The organism is Paenibacillus polymyxa (assembly GCF_018614975.1).
GTDB lineage: Bacteria > Bacillota > Bacilli > Paenibacillales > Paenibacillaceae > Paenibacillus > Paenibacillus polymyxa_E.
In genome coordinates, this window is record NZ_JAGGNR010000012.1 from 364,720 (window position 1) to 379,779 (window position 15,060).

The following is a 15,060-nucleotide window of genomic DNA, read 5'->3' on the forward strand; positions in this document are numbered from 1 at the left end:
ACCATATATGTAAGTATGTAAGAAGGAAAAATAGTTAGAGAGTGACAGGAGGCAATGCACATGTCCAGATTCGGTAAAAGACTGTTATCCATCGCTGTATTAATGTTGCTGGGTGTTCTGTTTGGAATGCAGCTGGCTGGCAGCAACTTTCATATGGGCAATCCATCAGGAGGCACGTCAACCGTGGTGACAACTCAGCCAACTTCATCGGTTACCGAATCTGTTCCGACTGCACCTGTCCAAAAGGAAATCAAAGAACCACCATTTGTACCTGTTCAGTCACCAAGCCAAGTGCTTGGGGCAGATCAAAATAAGGCTCCGGTTGATGTGTTGGCAGACAAAACGGCTGGACTATTGCAAAATCTCTCACACAGTGGAATCAAGTGGGTAGTCTCTCTTTTTAGCGGCGTTGCTGAATAAAATACCATGATTTAAAGGTACAATATAACCTCTGGGAGTGCATGATGACACTTTATTATAAAGTTGAGACATCACGGGATTGATGCTCTGTGCTTCAACTGTTATAATGAAGTGATTGACACTAGGCTGTTTCTGGGGGTAAGGAATGACTGACATTCGGGCAAGACAACGTAAAATTCGTAACTTTTCTATTATTGCACATATAGATCACGGCAAATCAACACTTGCGGACCGGATCTTGGAGCACACAGGTGCGCTCACGTCACGTGAAATGCAGGAACAGGTTCTGGATAAAATGGACCTTGAACGCGAACGTGGAATAACGATCAAGCTACAAGCAGTAGCCTTGACTTACAAAGCGGATGACGGGGAAGAGTATTTATTGAATCTGATTGATACACCGGGACACGTAGACTTCACGTATGAAGTATCACGCAGTCTTGCTGCATGTGAAGGTGCTCTGCTGGTTGTGGATGCAGCTCAGGGAATTGAAGCCCAAACACTTGCGAACGTGTATCTGGCATTGGATAACAACCTTGAAATTTTACCAGTTATCAACAAAATTGACCTTCCGAGCGCTGATCCTGAACGGGTGAAGCAGGAAGTGGAAGATGTTATTGGTTTGGACACAAGTAATGCGGTTTTGGCTTCGGCCAAATCAGGAATCGGAATCAAAGAAATTTTGGAGCAAGTGGTGAAAAGTGTTCCGGCACCGACTGGTGATCCTGAGCAGCCTTTGAAAGCGCTGATTTTTGACTCGCACTACGACCCGTACAAAGGTGTAATCGTATATGTGCGTGTTGTTGACGGCAAAATCAAATCCGGTTCCAAAATTAAAATGATGGCAACGGGTAAATCATTTGAAGTCATTGAAGTTGGAGCGTTCAAACCTCGCATGACCATCGTGGATGAGCTGAACGTGGGTGATGTTGGATTTATCGTTGCAGGTATCCGGCATGTTGGTGATACACAAGTCGGGGATACGGTAACGGATGCCAAAAATCCAACACCGGAACCTTTGCCGGGTTACCGTAAAATTAACCCAATGGTATACTGCGGTCTCTATCCGATTGAAACATCGGACTATGTTGACCTGCGTGAAGCACTTGAGAAATTGCAGTTGAACGATGCGTCTCTGAGTTTTGAACCGGAAACATCCAGTGCACTCGGTTTTGGATTCCGTTGTGGATTCCTTGGACTGCTTCACATGGACGTGATCCAGGAGCGGATCGAGCGGGAGTTTAACATTCCGTTGATCACAACGGCACCAAGTGTAATTTATCACGTCACCTTAACAAATGGTGAAGTGATGAAAATCGACAACCCATCCAACTATCCTGAGGTGGGACGGATTGATTACGTCGAGGAACCATACGTCAAGGCAGATATTATCGTACCGAATGATTATGTAGGTACTATTATGGAGCTGTGTCAGACTAAACGCGGTGAATATGTAAATATGGAATATCTGGACACAACCCGGGTTACCATTACCTATGAGATTCCGTTGTCCGAGATTGTATATGACTTCTTCGACCAGTTGAAATCCGGTACCAAAGGATATGCATCCCTGGATTATGAGCTGTCAGGTTACCGTCAGTCCAATCTGGCAAAAATGGATATTGTACTCAATGGCGAACAAGTGGATGCTCTGTCCTTCATCGTTCACCGTGACCGTGCCTATAACCGCGGACGCATTGTCTGTGAGAAACTGCGCGAGCTGATTCCACGGCAAATGTTCGAGGTGCCAATTCAGGCATCTGTAGGTACCAAGGTTGTTGCTCGTGAGACGGTAAAAGCAATGCGTAAAAACGTACTTGCCAAGTGTTATGGTGGTGACATCTCGCGGAAACGGAAACTGCTTGAGAAGCAGAAGGAAGGTAAGAAGCGGATGAAGCAGGTTGGTAACGTTGAGGTGCCACAAGAGGCGTTCATGGCGGTACTGAAAATTGATGACTAATAATTCAATTTCGGGTACATCACAGAGTGTGTGTATCGAAATTGAATTGTAGGACGTTTGCTTGCAAACGTGGGTACAACACAAATTATTAAATAACTAAGCTGAAAGGGAAGCCGGATGGCTTTCCTTTTTTCAAATAGAGGGGGACTTGCCATGACATTGGCAGCACACAGCCGGAAGACAGGTGCGCCCCAAGCGGTGTATCTTCACATTCCCTTTTGCACGAATAAATGTTTTTATTGCGACTTTAACTCCTACGTTCTGAAAGATCAGCCCGTGATGCAATATCTCGAAGCGCTGGAACGGGAGATGGAACATACCGTTAAGGCCAATCCACCGGGTGAGATTAAGACCATATTTGTAGGTGGTGGTACGCCAACAGCTCTGAAACCGGATGAGATGGCGGTATTTCTTCGTTCCGTGAAGACGTATTTCCCAAATTGGGCCGACGATATTGAATTTTCGATGGAAGCCAACCCGGGAACCACGGATGCGGAGAAACTCGCTGCGATGAAAGAGGGCGGGGTTAACCGTGTTAGTTTTGGCGTGCAGGCTTTTCAGAATGATCTGCTGACAGGCATTGGGCGTATTCATAATACGGATGATGTATATCGCAGTTTGGAGAATGCTCGAAAAGCGGGACTGAATAACCTGTCAATTGACCTGATGTTTGGGTTGCCGAACCAGACTGTTGAAATGTTGAATGAGAGTATCGACAAAGCGCTGGAACTGGATCTGCCGCATTACTCCATCTACAGTCTGAAAGTGGAAGAAAATACACTTTTCCATACACTGTATCAGAAGAACCAGTTGCCACTTCCTCATGAAGATGATGAGCTGGAGATGTATCTTCTATTAATGAGACGTATGAAAGAAGCAGGCTATGGACAATACGAGATCAGTAACTTTGCCAAGCCGGGCTTTGAGAGTCGTCACAATATTACCTACTGGCGTAATGAGGACTACTATGGTCTGGGTGCAGGTGCGCATGGATATGTGGGCCGCGAACGGCATATGAATATTAAAGGTATAAATCCTTATGTTGAAGCTTCACGAGCAGGACTGCCTCGTCTGGATCATTTCGAGATTGCTCGCCCGGAGGCGATGGAAGATTATCTGATGGTTGGACTCAGAATGTTGGAGGGGGCTTCGGCCTCGCGGTTTAGCGAACAGTTCGGAGAGTCCATGGAAGAAGTGTTTGCGAAGCCTTTGGGTAAAATGTTGAACGCAGGGTTGCTTGAGCGGACGGCAGACGGCTTCCGACTGAGCGAGCAGGGTATCCTGTTCGGAAATGACGTTTTTGCGGAGTTTATCGGGTCCATATCGCTGAATTCATAGCTTGAAATTCTATACGCTCTGTTGTATATTTATTCATATTGATTTTACAGGGCGTGTTAATTTAACAACTACGAAGTCAGCTTTCCTCTGGAAAGCTTGGTAATAGGAGGAGAGCAGGATGTCGGTAATATGCAGAAAAGCCGTGCCGGAAGATGTTGAACCACTGTATGAAATGATTAAGGGCTATGCAGAACGTGGGATCATGCTTCCGCGATCACGGGAAATACTGCACCGACAGCTGGAGCACTTTGTTGTAGCCGAAGTTGATGGTGAAGTGGTGGGTTGCGGATCGCTTTGTCGTCTGGGGAATGATTTGGTGGAAGTCAGATCACTCGGTATCTCGGAAGGGCATAAAGGGCTAGGTATTGGCTCCCGATTGCTGGACCGGCTGGTAGAAGAAGCGGAGAAACAACAGATTCCCAAGGTTATGGCGTTAACCTATGAAGTGTCCTTCTTTCTCAAAAACGGATTTGCCGTGGTGGAAAAAGAGATTTTCCCCGAGAAAGTATGGACCGACTGTGTTCATTGCAGCAAGCAGGATTGTTGTGATGAGATCGCGGTGTTGAAAGAGCTTAACGTATCAGCCTAACAACTGAATGGATTGCATGGAACGAGCCGAGTCAGCCTCTGCCCTACATGCAGTCCTTTTTTACTTCAAAGTATGTTCCAGAAAGTTGTTAGGACTCGTAGACATTGGTCTATACTATAAATAGATGAGCCCACTCATCAAACTCACTTGACAATGTTCACGTCAGTTTGGTATTTTTGTATTACCGCTTAGCACTCATCTAACCGGAGTGCTAACGATATGGGACAGTACAGTCAGAAGGAGGGAATACTCACCATGTTAACAGAGCGTCAACGAATGATTCTGAACGCTATAGTGGATGACTATATCCGTTCAGCTGAGCCCGTAGGGTCCCGGAGCATTTCCAAAAGGGGAGATGTTGGATACAGTCCGGCGACGATCCGTAATGAAATGGCGGACCTTGAAGATATGGGTTTTCTGGAACAGCCGCATACATCGGCAGGACGCATTCCATCCCATAAAGGATATCGATATTATGTCGATCATTTGGTTCCCTGGAATCAGGTGGAGCCTCAGGAGTTGGATGATCTGAAGTCGTTCTTCGCTGAAAAACTGAACGTCATGGAACAAGTTATTCAGCATGCATCCAATATTTTGTCACATATGACGAATTATACTTCGATCCTGCTCGGACCTGAAGTATTCCATACTTCCCTTCGTCACTTCCAATTGCTTCCGCTGAACGAGAGTGAAGCTGTGGCAATCATCGTGACCAATACAGGTCAGGTGGAGAACAAGACAGTCCAGATTCCACCTGAAATCTCGGTAGCCGAGATGGAAAATGTGGTTGGCTTGTTAAATACCAAACTTGTGGGCGTACCCATCTACAAATTAAAATCCCGTCTTTATACCGAACTTGGGCAAGAGATGGAACGGCATATTACACGTTATGAGGAAGTTATGCAGGTGCTGAACAGTGCCTTTGACAACGAACATGACAATCGTCTGTTCCTCAGTGGTGCCACCAACATGTTGACTCAACCGGAGTTTAAAGATATCGAAAAGGTAAAAGATATTCTTGATCTGCTTGAAGAGACACCAACACTCATGAAATTGATGATGCCCGTGCCGGGTGGATCTGGTATTCAGGTGCGAATAGGCACCGAGAATGATCATGAAGCCTTTGCTAACTGCAGCCTCATCACAGCATCTTATTCATTGGATGGCGAGGCTTTGGGTTCGATCGGTATTCTGGGACCCACGCGGATGGATTACGCACGTGTCATTCATATTCTAAATATACTATCCCGTGACTTGACGGCGATGCTGACACATCGTTTCAAATAAGATTCGGGAATGAACCATTTCATTCGTATAAGGAGGTGAACATCTTGAAAGAGGAGCAATCATTTACAGAAGAACAAGAGGTAACAGCGGCTGAGCAGGAGCCTATTAATGAAGCTGGCGCTGCAGAAGCACAAGCTGAGGAGATCGCTGATCAGGAGCAGGATGAGCTTGCGCGTCTGAAGGCAGAAGCTGAGGAGCAACAGCAGCGTTATGTCCGTGCACAGGCTGATTTTGATAATTTCCGTCGTCGTACGCAGAAGGAAAAAGAAGAATTGGCTAAATACGCTTCGATGAAGCTGGTCACCGAACTGGTACCGGTTATTGATAACTTCGAGCGCGCCATGGCTACTGTACCGGAAGGAGCAGAGGTCGAATCTTTCTCCAAGGGCATCCAAATGATTTTCCGTCAATTGGAAACGGTGATGAATAACGAAGGTCTGACGGCTATGGAATCGGTAGGACAACCGTTTAATCCTGAATTCCACCAAGCCATTATGCAAGTGGAGAGCGACGAGTACGAAGAAGGTATCGTTGTTGAGGAAGTCCAAAAAGGCTACATGCTGAAAGATAAAGTGCTTCGTCCAGCTATGGTTAAAGTCAGCTCATAATTTCCCAATAGGAAGGGATCAGTCGGCACCGTGGTTGAACAATGTGGGCGAAGTTTAATATAAAGGTTTGTACACATAGAGCACGATTAGCAACATGAACATCCAAATAAGGGTCATACCTGACCATTCATTTTAAATTGTCGAGGAGGAAATATTTCCATGAGCAAAGTAATCGGTATTGACTTAGGAACAACAAACTCATGCGTAGCGGTAATGGAAGGCGGCGAGGCTGTCGTAATTCCAAATCCGGAGGGCGCACGTACAACCCCATCCGTAGTAGGTTTCAAAAAAGATGGAGAGCGTGTTGTTGGTGAAACAGCAAAACGTCAAGCAATCACGAACCCGGATCGTACGATTATCTCAATCAAACGTCATATGGGTACTTCCCATAAAGAAACAATCGATAGCAAAGATTACTCCCCACAAGAGATCTCTGCAATCATCCTGCAAAAATTGAAATCCGATGCTGAAGCATATCTGGGTCAAACGGTAACTCAAGCCGTTATCACAGTGCCTGCTTATTTCAATGACAGTCAGCGTCAAGCGACTAAAGATGCAGGTAAAATTGCTGGTCTGGAAGTTCTGCGTATCGTCAACGAGCCAACAGCAGCAGCCCTGGCATATGGTATGGAGAAATCCGAAGACCAAACGATTCTCGTATATGACCTCGGTGGCGGTACGTTCGACGTATCCATTCTTGAACTGGGTGACGGCTTCTTCGAAGTTAAAGCAACTAGCGGGGACAACCAACTAGGCGGGGATGACTTTGACCAAGTAATCATCGATTATCTCGTAAGTGAATTCAAAAAAGATCAGGGCATTGACTTGAGTAAAGATAAAGCAGCGGTTCAACGTTTGAAAGATGCAGCAGAAAAAGCGAAAAAAGAACTTTCCGGTGTATTGACTACAACGATCTCCCTGCCGTTCATCACCGTTGCTGATGGCGTTCCTCAGCATTTGGAGCTGAACCTGAGCCGTGCGAAATTTGAAGAAATCTCTGCAGGTCTGGTTGAGCGTACGCTCGAACCAACTCGTCGTGCATTGAGCGATGCGGGGATGACGGCTAACGATATCGACAAGATCGTATTGGTTGGTGGTTCCACACGTATTCCTGCAGTACAAGAAGCAATCAAAAAACTGACGGGTAAAGAGCCACACAAAGGCGTTAACCCGGATGAAGTTGTAGCTTTGGGTGCTGCTGTACAAGCGGGCGTACTGACAGGTGATGTGAAAGACGTTGTATTGCTCGACGTAACTCCATTGTCCCTGGGTATCGAAACAGCGGGTGGCGTATTCACCAAAATGATCGAGCGTAACACAACGATCCCTACAAGCAAATCTCAAGTATTCTCAACTTATGCAGACAATCAACCAAGCGTTGAGATTCATGTTCTGCAAGGTGAGCGTGAGATGGCAGCGGGTAACAAATCGCTTGGACGTTTCATGCTCGGAGATATTCCACCAGCTCCACGTGGTGTTCCACAGATCGAAGTTAGCTTCGATATTGATGCCAACGGTATCGTTAACGTATCTGCAACAGATAAAGGTACTAACAAAACTCAAAAAATCACAATCACTTCTTCCAGCGGTTTGAGTGATGCTGAAGTTGAGCAAATGATGAAAGATGCTGAGCTGCACGCTGAAGAAGATAAAAAACGCAGAGAACTCGTTGAAGCGAAAAACAGTGCAGATCAATTGATCTACTCTGTTGACAAAACGATCAAAGATCTTGGCGAAAAAGCAGATGCTGGCGAAGTTGAAAAAGCGAATGCTGCCAAAGAAAAACTGCAAGGCGTTCTGGCTTCCGACAACCTGGAAGATATCAAAGCGGCTACAGAAGAACTGACAGAGATCGTTCAACAACTGTCTGTTAAACTGTATGAGCAAGCACAGGCACAAGAGCAAGAAGCACAAGGTGCTGAAGAGCAACAAGGTTCTGCTAAACGTGACAACGTCGTAGACGCTGATTACGAAGTTGTGGATGAAGATAAAAAACAAAACTAATTCGTAGTTCTACGCGAATTAAACATCGGTGACGTTCGAATTAGAGGGAAAGTCATAGCCGGGGCTCCCGCGCTTTGGCTTTCCTTTTGTCACGATGTGCGATATGGTGAATGATATGGGGGTGGAAGAGTGGCTGAAAAGCGTGATTATTATGAGGTGCTTGGCGTTAGTAAAACGGCTAACGACGATGAGATTAAAAAGGCTTACCGTAAGCTTGCCCGTCAGTATCACCCTGACGTAAACAAGGCTGCTGATGCGGAAGCTAAATTTAAAGAAGTTAAAGAAGCTTACGACGTAGTGAGTGACGCTCAGAAGCGTGCACAATATGATCAATATGGTCATGTCGATCCGAATCAAGGTGGATTCGGTGGTGGCGGTGATTTTGGCGGCGGCGGCTTTGGCGACATCTTCGACATGTTCTTTGGCGGCGGTGGCGGTGGACGACGTGATCCAAATGCTCCGCAACGGGGGAATGATCTGCAGTACACGATGACAATTGAGTTCAAGGAAGCCGTATTTGGCAAAGAAACCGATATTACGATTCCGCGTACCGAAGGCTGTGATACCTGTCATGGCTCAGGTGCCAAACCTGGAACGAAACCGGAAACCTGCTCGGTCTGCCAAGGTAGCGGTCAGCAGGAAGTCGTGCAAAATACACCGTTTGGTCGTATGGTTAATCGTCGTGCATGTTCGAACTGTAGCGGTTCGGGCCAAATTATCAAAGAAAAATGCACAACGTGCAGTGGTAGCGGTAAAGTCCGCAAGCAACGCAAAATCCATGTTCGCATTCCAGCGGGTGTAGATGATGGCGCGCAACTGCGTATGACAGGTGAGGGCGAGGGAGGCCTGCGTGGCGGACCAGCGGGAGATCTGTATATTGTCATTCGCGTGAAATCACATGATTTCTTCGAGCGTGAAGGGGACGATATTTATTGTGAAATACCACTTACCTTTGCTCAGGCAGCTCTGGGAGATGAAGTTGAGATCCCGACGTTGAGTGAAAAAGTGAAGTTAAAAGTACCAGCCGGTACACAAACGGGGACGTATTTCCGTCTCAAAGGCAAAGGTGTACCACGTCTGCGCGGTATGGGGCAAGGGGATCAACATGTGAAAGTGGTTGTAGTTACACCTAGTAAGCTGAATGACGAGCAGAAAGATCTGCTTCGCCAAATTGCAGAGCTGGATGGAGAGCAAACACATGAGCATGAACAATCCTTCTTTGACAGAGTGAAACGCGCCTTCCGCGGCGACTGAGAATAACATACAGCAAGCCCAAAAGGACACCACAGCGGTTTTTACCACGGGTGTCCTTTTTTGTACGCCTTTTTTTAGTGGTTTTGGCAGAATCCATGGGTTTATGCTACAAAGAACGACAGCATTTGTGGGAACATTTCGGTATATTCTGAACGAACTTGCGGAAAGATAGCATGGCGAGAATGATATGCATAGCTGATATACGAGAAATTAGGGAAGCAGGTGAAGCGGATGACCGAGAAAAATATTTTGGCGTACTTTCACAGCCCGGAGCAGGCTCAAGGGGCAGCCAAAAAACTGGAGGCATTGCGAGTGGAGGACCTGTCAATTAATCGATTCAGCCGGTATGCGGGTGTAGGACCAAGCGGGGCTTCCTACAAGCCGGGCGTTTCCGGCAGTTTTTCATCATGGGTGCCCGATTCGATGCAAACAAATGCCAGTGCTGGAATCATGGCTGCGGCGGACCCTTCTGCAAGCGGCATGAGTGATGGCGGACAGGGTGGACCTACAGGAAGGGATGTATTACTTACTGTCGTCGTAGATGAATCAATACATCACCGCGCGATGTCGATAATCGAACAGGCCGGTGGAATGATCTAGTTTCAGGAATGCATATAAAGACCAACAATATAAGATTCAATCTAAACATTTACACAATAACGGAGAGGACAGAAAAAACCTGAAGAAAGCGAAGCGTTCGCCTAAAAGCTTTCGCAAGCATACGCTATTCCCGGATTTCCCACTTGAGAAAGGGAATTAAAAAATCTGGGGATAACAGTGATCGGAAGGTTGTTCTGTTATCGGAGTGTCAGTGTAATCCGATTTAGTTGAACTTATACAATATGAAGGAGGAGCATTACAATGGCAGAACATGAACGTTCGGGCAAAATTCTAACAAAAACGGAAAAGATGAAACGGATGCAATCCGCGAAAAATGAAGACGTGGAATTCAGCGCTGAATCTGCGGATCATGAAGATATAGAAGCATTACGTCGCAGTGAAGCAGCTGATCGACGTCAGGGACGGGAGCTTCATGACTGAAGATTGCTCGGCAGTGACCCTCGAAGCTGTTTTTACAAGCTGGACTGAGGCCGAGTCTGCACGCAGAGCCCTGGAATTGTTGCACCCAAACCAATTAAGTATCGAGAGCCTTAGCAATGAAGCATCGGACTCAAACAATGTTACGGGCTTCGATAATTCTCCTACCGCCGTAGTCGGAGGATTTAGTGGCGAACTGAATGTACTTGCCCTGATTAGTGATGAAACGCAAATGCTGTCCAATGGTCAGGTCTATGATACACCCGAAGAGGATTCGGCAAACAGGCCGAAACAAGAAATTTTGCTGACCGTGTCGGTATCCAACGATTCGCTCCCGCAAGCCGCAGAGATGATCACGCAGAATGGTGGGCGTTTTTGCTAAGTGAGATTCGAATGATGCAAAATGCTGAAGTAAATGAAACAGATATGTATGAATAGATGACAGGATATTCGAGCAGTTAAGCTGCGGATATCCTGTTTTGTTTTTCTTTTACTGGTGCGGCTTTGTGCTCCGGCTCGCTTGTGTAGTACAATAGTTGGGATGTTTGAAAAATGAGGAGGAAAAACCAAGTATGTTATGGCATGAACTAACAATACATACCACAGAAGAAGCTGTGGAGATGATTTCGAATTTTTTACATGAAGCGGGTGCTGGAGGGGTTTCGATTGAAGAGTCCGGTACTTTAAATAAAAAACGGGACACGACATACGGTGAGTTATACGACGTTCCTTTGAATGATATTCCGGAAGGCTTTGCGGTCATCAAAGGGTACTTCTCCGAAGGTACGGATATGGTTGCACTACAGTCAGAAGTTAATCCTAGAGTTGAGGAACTCTCTGAATTCGGAATTGATACAGGTGAGGTTCGTTATGAGACGCGTACAGTGGATGAAAATGACTGGGCAACAGCCTGGAAGCAATATTTCAAGCCGGTACGTGTATCGGAACGTCTGACGATCAAACCAACGTGGGAAGAGTATACGCCAGAAAGTCCGGATGAGAAAATTATTGAGCTTGACCCTGGCATGGCCTTTGGTACAGGAACCCACCCAACGACCTCCCTCTGCTTGCGCACACTGGAAACGGTTATTCAGGGCGGCGAGGAAGTCATTGACGTAGGTACAGGTTCTGGTATTTTGGCTATAGGCGCGATTAAGCTTGGGGCAAAACATGTACTGGCGCTTGATCTTGACCCGGTTGCAGTAATCAGTGCCAGGGAGAATGTAGAACTGAATGGGCTGGAGCAACAAATTACGGTTAAAGAGAGTGATCTGTTGTCCGTCCTTGGGAGTCAGGACCCTGCGCTTGGTGTGCAACTGCCAGTTAAAGTTGTTGTTGCGAACATTCTGGCTGAGATCATTTTGTTGTTCGTGGACGATGTCTATCATGCGCTTGAGTCTGGCGGCATCTATATTGTTTCGGGCATTTGGAAGAACAAAGAGCAGGTTGTACATGATGCACTGGTAGCCTCCGGATTTGAAGTGAGTGCGATCCACCGTGATGAAGATTGGCTGGCGTATGTAGCCAGAAAGGGGTAACGTATGGACTTCCTGGATCGTTTCTTTCGTTATCCGATCGATCAGTTGCCGTTCTTCCTGCTGACGATCCTGATTGCATTTACGGTGCATGAATTTTCACATGCATATTTCGCCAATAAATTTGGTGACCCGACGGCCAAGCTATTGGGTCGGGTTACATTAAATCCGGTTGTACATTTTGACTTGTTTGGTGTGCTGTTGCTCATTATTGCCGGCTTTGGTTGGGCGCGTCCGGTTCCTGTAAACCGTGCGAATTTTGACAAGCCAAGATTGATGGGGGCTATCGTATCTGTAGTAGGTCCGCTGAGTAATCTGTTGCTCGCCATTATTGGTGCCATTGTCTACGGTTGTCTGTTTGGATCAGGCGTACTGGGCAACATTGAGAATGAGCGAGTAGTTACAGCCCTGATGACGTTTTTACCTATGTTCAGCATAACGAACTTTTTCCTGTTTATGTTTAATCTAATTCCTCTTCCGCCATTGGATGGTTATCGTATTCTCGAAGATGTATTGCCAAGGCCTCTCAGTCGCAAGCTGCAGGGGGTGGAACAATGGTCCATCTTTATTTTCCTGCTGATTCTGGTTATCCCGCCATTGCAGGCTGTAACGATTCAACCGTTATATATATTTGCAAATAACATGTATATGGATCTGGTAGGTCTGATTATTGAATTATATCGATAGAGAGCGGTTAGCAATTTGGACTGATATACTGGTCAGAAACACGTAAAAGTTGTATGATCATCTGTGGCGATTGGATTCACGCCTGTCTTTAGGCGGGGTGAATTCCAGTCATAACAGGACAGAATGGGTGGATTGACGAATGCAGCGATATTTTGTATCTGCAGAGCAGTTTAATGAACACGCTGTGATCATCACAGGTGATGATGCACGCCATATCGGCAAGGTCATGCGTGGTAAACCTGGAGATAAACTGATTGTCAGTGACGGAAACTCCAGAGAAGCACTCGTGGAAATTGAGAGTATTGAAGTTGGCCAAGTGACAGCGAATATTGTGGAACCTCTCGAGATGGACCATGAAGCACGGATTCGAGTAACTGTGGCACAGAGTTTGCCCAAGGGCGACAAGATGGAAACAGTCATCCAGAGATGTACTGAGATCGGGGCGGTATCCTTTGTACCGTTCCTATCCGAGCGTACGATTGTGCAATATGATGCCAAGAAAGAAGGCAAACGGTTGGAGCGGTGGCGAAAAATTGCCAAGGAAGCTGCCGAACAGAGTCATCGGAATCGCATTCCATCCGTCGAGCAACCGCTTTCCTGGAAAGGGCTGTTATCTTCTTTTGAGGGCTATAGTCTGGTGTGTTATTGTTATGAGAAAGAAAATGGTAAACAGCTGAGAGATGCACTGAAGCCGTTTGTTGAGCAGCTTGTACCTGATGCAAGTGCAGAAGTACTGATCGTTGTTGGACCGGAAGGTGGATTTTCTGAGAAGGAGACGGCAGAGGCTGATCAGGCAGGTGCTGTATCTGTTGGACTGGGCAAACGCATTTTGCGTGCTGAGACAGCTGGAATGGCTGCACTAACTTGCGTGTTATATGAATCCGGAGAAATGGGAGGAATGTAATTATGCCATCCGTGGCGTTTTACACCTTAGGCTGCAAAGTTAATTTCTATGATACAGAGGCGATTTGGCAATTGTTCAAAAACGAAGGTTACGATCAAGTGGACTTTGACGAACAGACAGCGGATGTATACTTGATTAATACTTGTACAGTAACCAATACCGGCGACAAAAAGAGCCGTCAAATTATTCGTCGTGCCATTCGGCGCAACCCGGATGCGATTGTGGCCGTTACTGGCTGCTATGCGCAGACTTCTCCGGCAGAGATTCTGGATATCCCAGGGGTGGATCTGGTTATCGGTACACAGGACCGTGACAAGATTTTGCCATATGTGAATCAAATTCAGGAGTCCCGTCAACCTGTTAACGCCGTGCGTAATATTATGAAAACCCGTGTGTTTGAAGAGATGGACGTACCGGATTTTGCTGACCGTACCCGCGCATTCCTGAAGATTCAGGATGGTTGCAATAACTTCTGTACATTCTGCATTATTCCGTGGTCTCGTGGTCTCTCGCGCAGCCGGGAGGCGAACAGCATTATTCAACAGGCGCATCAACTCGTACACGCCGGATATAAGGAGATTGTTCTGACCGGTATTCATACTGGTGGATATGGCGATGACATGGAGAACTATGATCTGACCGATCTGCTGTGGGACCTGGACAAGGTAGAGGGTTTGGAGCGTATTCGAATCAGCTCGATTGAAGCCAGCCAGATTGATGACCGCATGCTCGACGTGATCAAACGTTCGGATAAACTCGTTCGTCACTTCCATATTCCGCTGCAAGCGGGGGATGATACGGTGTTGAAACGTATGCGCCGCAAATATACGACAGAAGAGTTCTACAACAAAATGCTCCGCATTCGGGAAGCAATGCCAGATGTGGCGATTACGACTGACGTTATTGTTGGATTTCCGGGTGAGACGGATGAGATGTACCGTAACGGTTATGAGTTGATGCGTAAAATCGGTTTTTCCGAAATGCATGTATTCCCTTATTCCAAGCGTACGGGTACACCTGCAGCACGGATGGAAGATCAGGTGGACGAAGAGGTCAAAAATGCACGTGTGCATGAACTCATTGAATTGTCTGAGCAGATGCAACTGGAGTACGCCAAACAGTTTGTCGGACAGGTGTTGGATGTCATTCCCGAAGGTGAAGCCAAAGGCCGCGAGGGAAGTGGCAAGCTGCACGGATACAGCGATAACTACATTCAACTGGTCTTTGACGGAACCATGGATATGGTTGGTAAAGTGTGCCGAGTCAAATTGGTTGAAGCTGGTGTCAACGAAAGTCAGGCTACGCTGGTACGTGTGTTGGAAGAGAATCTTAAGTCCGCCGCGATGTAATCGAGGTGTCAGAAACAAGGATTTCATTTCCTTGGGGAGCTTACCCGGGGAGATGAGGTCCTTCTTTTGCAAAAAAATAAGATAAAG

General features: G+C 46.6%; 15 protein-coding genes. All 15 read left to right on the forward strand.

Annotation, left to right across the window (positions count from 1 at the left end; all coding sequences use genetic code 11):
• Positions 1-60 precede the first annotated feature (60 nt).
• The 15 genes from J7E78_RS12455 to mtaB all read left to right on the forward strand — a co-directional run bounded on the left by J7E78_RS12455 (position 61) and on the right by mtaB (position 14,973).
• Positions 61-420 carry a hypothetical protein gene (locus J7E78_RS12455; protein ID WP_215076519.1) on the forward strand — a complete coding sequence of 120 codons (360 nt, stop codon included), beginning with the start codon at positions 61-63 and terminating at the stop codon, positions 418-420.
• Between the two features lie 145 nt (positions 421-565).
• Positions 566-2,380, forward strand: a complete 1,815-nt coding sequence (lepA, locus tag J7E78_RS12460) for a translation elongation factor 4 (protein ID WP_215076479.1) — start codon at positions 566-568, stop codon at positions 2,378-2,380.
• A gap of 153 nt (positions 2,381-2,533) precedes the next feature.
• A complete protein-coding gene (gene hemW / locus J7E78_RS12465) occupies positions 2,534-3,718 on the forward strand; it encodes a radical SAM family heme chaperone HemW (RefSeq protein ID WP_036668565.1) in 1,185 nt (394 codons plus the stop codon).
• A 118-nt stretch (positions 3,719-3,836) separates the two neighbouring features.
• Positions 3,837-4,307 carry an N-acetyltransferase gene (locus J7E78_RS12470; RefSeq protein ID WP_017687214.1) on the forward strand — a complete coding sequence of 157 codons (471 nt, stop codon included), beginning with the start codon at positions 3,837-3,839 and terminating at the stop codon, positions 4,305-4,307.
• A gap of 255 nt (positions 4,308-4,562) precedes the next feature.
• A complete protein-coding gene (gene hrcA, locus J7E78_RS12475; RefSeq protein ID WP_215076480.1) occupies positions 4,563-5,594 on the forward strand; it encodes a heat-inducible transcriptional repressor HrcA in 1,032 nt (343 codons plus the stop codon).
• 44 nt (positions 5,595-5,638) lie between these two features.
• Positions 5,639-6,202, forward strand: coding sequence for a nucleotide exchange factor GrpE (gene grpE, locus J7E78_RS12480; RefSeq protein WP_215076481.1), 564 nt, complete (start codon positions 5,639-5,641; stop codon positions 6,200-6,202).
• A gap of 159 nt (positions 6,203-6,361) precedes the next feature.
• On the forward strand, positions 6,362-8,206 hold the full coding sequence (dnaK, locus tag J7E78_RS12485; RefSeq protein ID WP_215076482.1) for a molecular chaperone DnaK: 1,845 nt from the start codon (positions 6,362-6,364) through the stop codon (positions 8,204-8,206).
• 129 nt (positions 8,207-8,335) lie between these two features.
• Positions 8,336-9,460, forward strand: a complete 1,125-nt coding sequence (dnaJ, locus tag J7E78_RS12490; protein ID WP_215076483.1) for a molecular chaperone DnaJ — start codon at positions 8,336-8,338, stop codon at positions 9,458-9,460.
• A 231-nt stretch (positions 9,461-9,691) separates the two neighbouring features.
• Positions 9,692-10,060 carry a hypothetical protein gene (locus J7E78_RS12495; RefSeq protein ID WP_215076484.1) on the forward strand — a complete coding sequence of 123 codons (369 nt, stop codon included), beginning with the start codon at positions 9,692-9,694 and terminating at the stop codon, positions 10,058-10,060.
• Between the two features lie 261 nt (positions 10,061-10,321).
• The gene (locus tag J7E78_RS12500) at positions 10,322-10,501 is read left to right on the forward strand and encodes a YfhD family protein (protein ID WP_215076485.1); all 180 of its coding nucleotides are present in this window, start codon (positions 10,322-10,324) and stop codon (positions 10,499-10,501) included.
• Positions 10,494-10,880 (forward strand): hypothetical protein, encoded by a 387-nt coding sequence (locus tag J7E78_RS12505; protein WP_215076486.1) that lies wholly within the window; start codon positions 10,494-10,496, stop codon positions 10,878-10,880. Before J7E78_RS12500 ends, J7E78_RS12505 begins: the two co-directional genes overlap by 8 nt.
• Positions 10,881-11,070: 190 nt before the next feature.
• Positions 11,071-12,036 carry a 50S ribosomal protein L11 methyltransferase gene (prmA, locus tag J7E78_RS12510; RefSeq protein ID WP_215076487.1) on the forward strand — a complete coding sequence of 322 codons (966 nt, stop codon included), beginning with the start codon at positions 11,071-11,073 and terminating at the stop codon, positions 12,034-12,036.
• Between the two features lie 3 nt (positions 12,037-12,039).
• Positions 12,040-12,720 (forward strand): site-2 protease family protein, encoded by a 681-nt coding sequence (locus J7E78_RS12515; protein WP_215076488.1) that lies wholly within the window; start codon positions 12,040-12,042, stop codon positions 12,718-12,720.
• A gap of 139 nt (positions 12,721-12,859) precedes the next feature.
• Entirely contained in the window at positions 12,860-13,624 is a 765-nt protein-coding gene (locus J7E78_RS12520; protein ID WP_215076489.1) for an RsmE family RNA methyltransferase, read from the forward strand.
• A 2-nt stretch (positions 13,625-13,626) separates the two neighbouring features.
• Entirely contained in the window at positions 13,627-14,973 is a 1,347-nt protein-coding gene (gene mtaB / locus J7E78_RS12525; RefSeq protein WP_215076490.1) for a tRNA (N(6)-L-threonylcarbamoyladenosine(37)-C(2))-methylthiotransferase MtaB, read from the forward strand.
• The last annotated feature ends 87 nt before the right edge of the window (positions 14,974-15,060 follow it).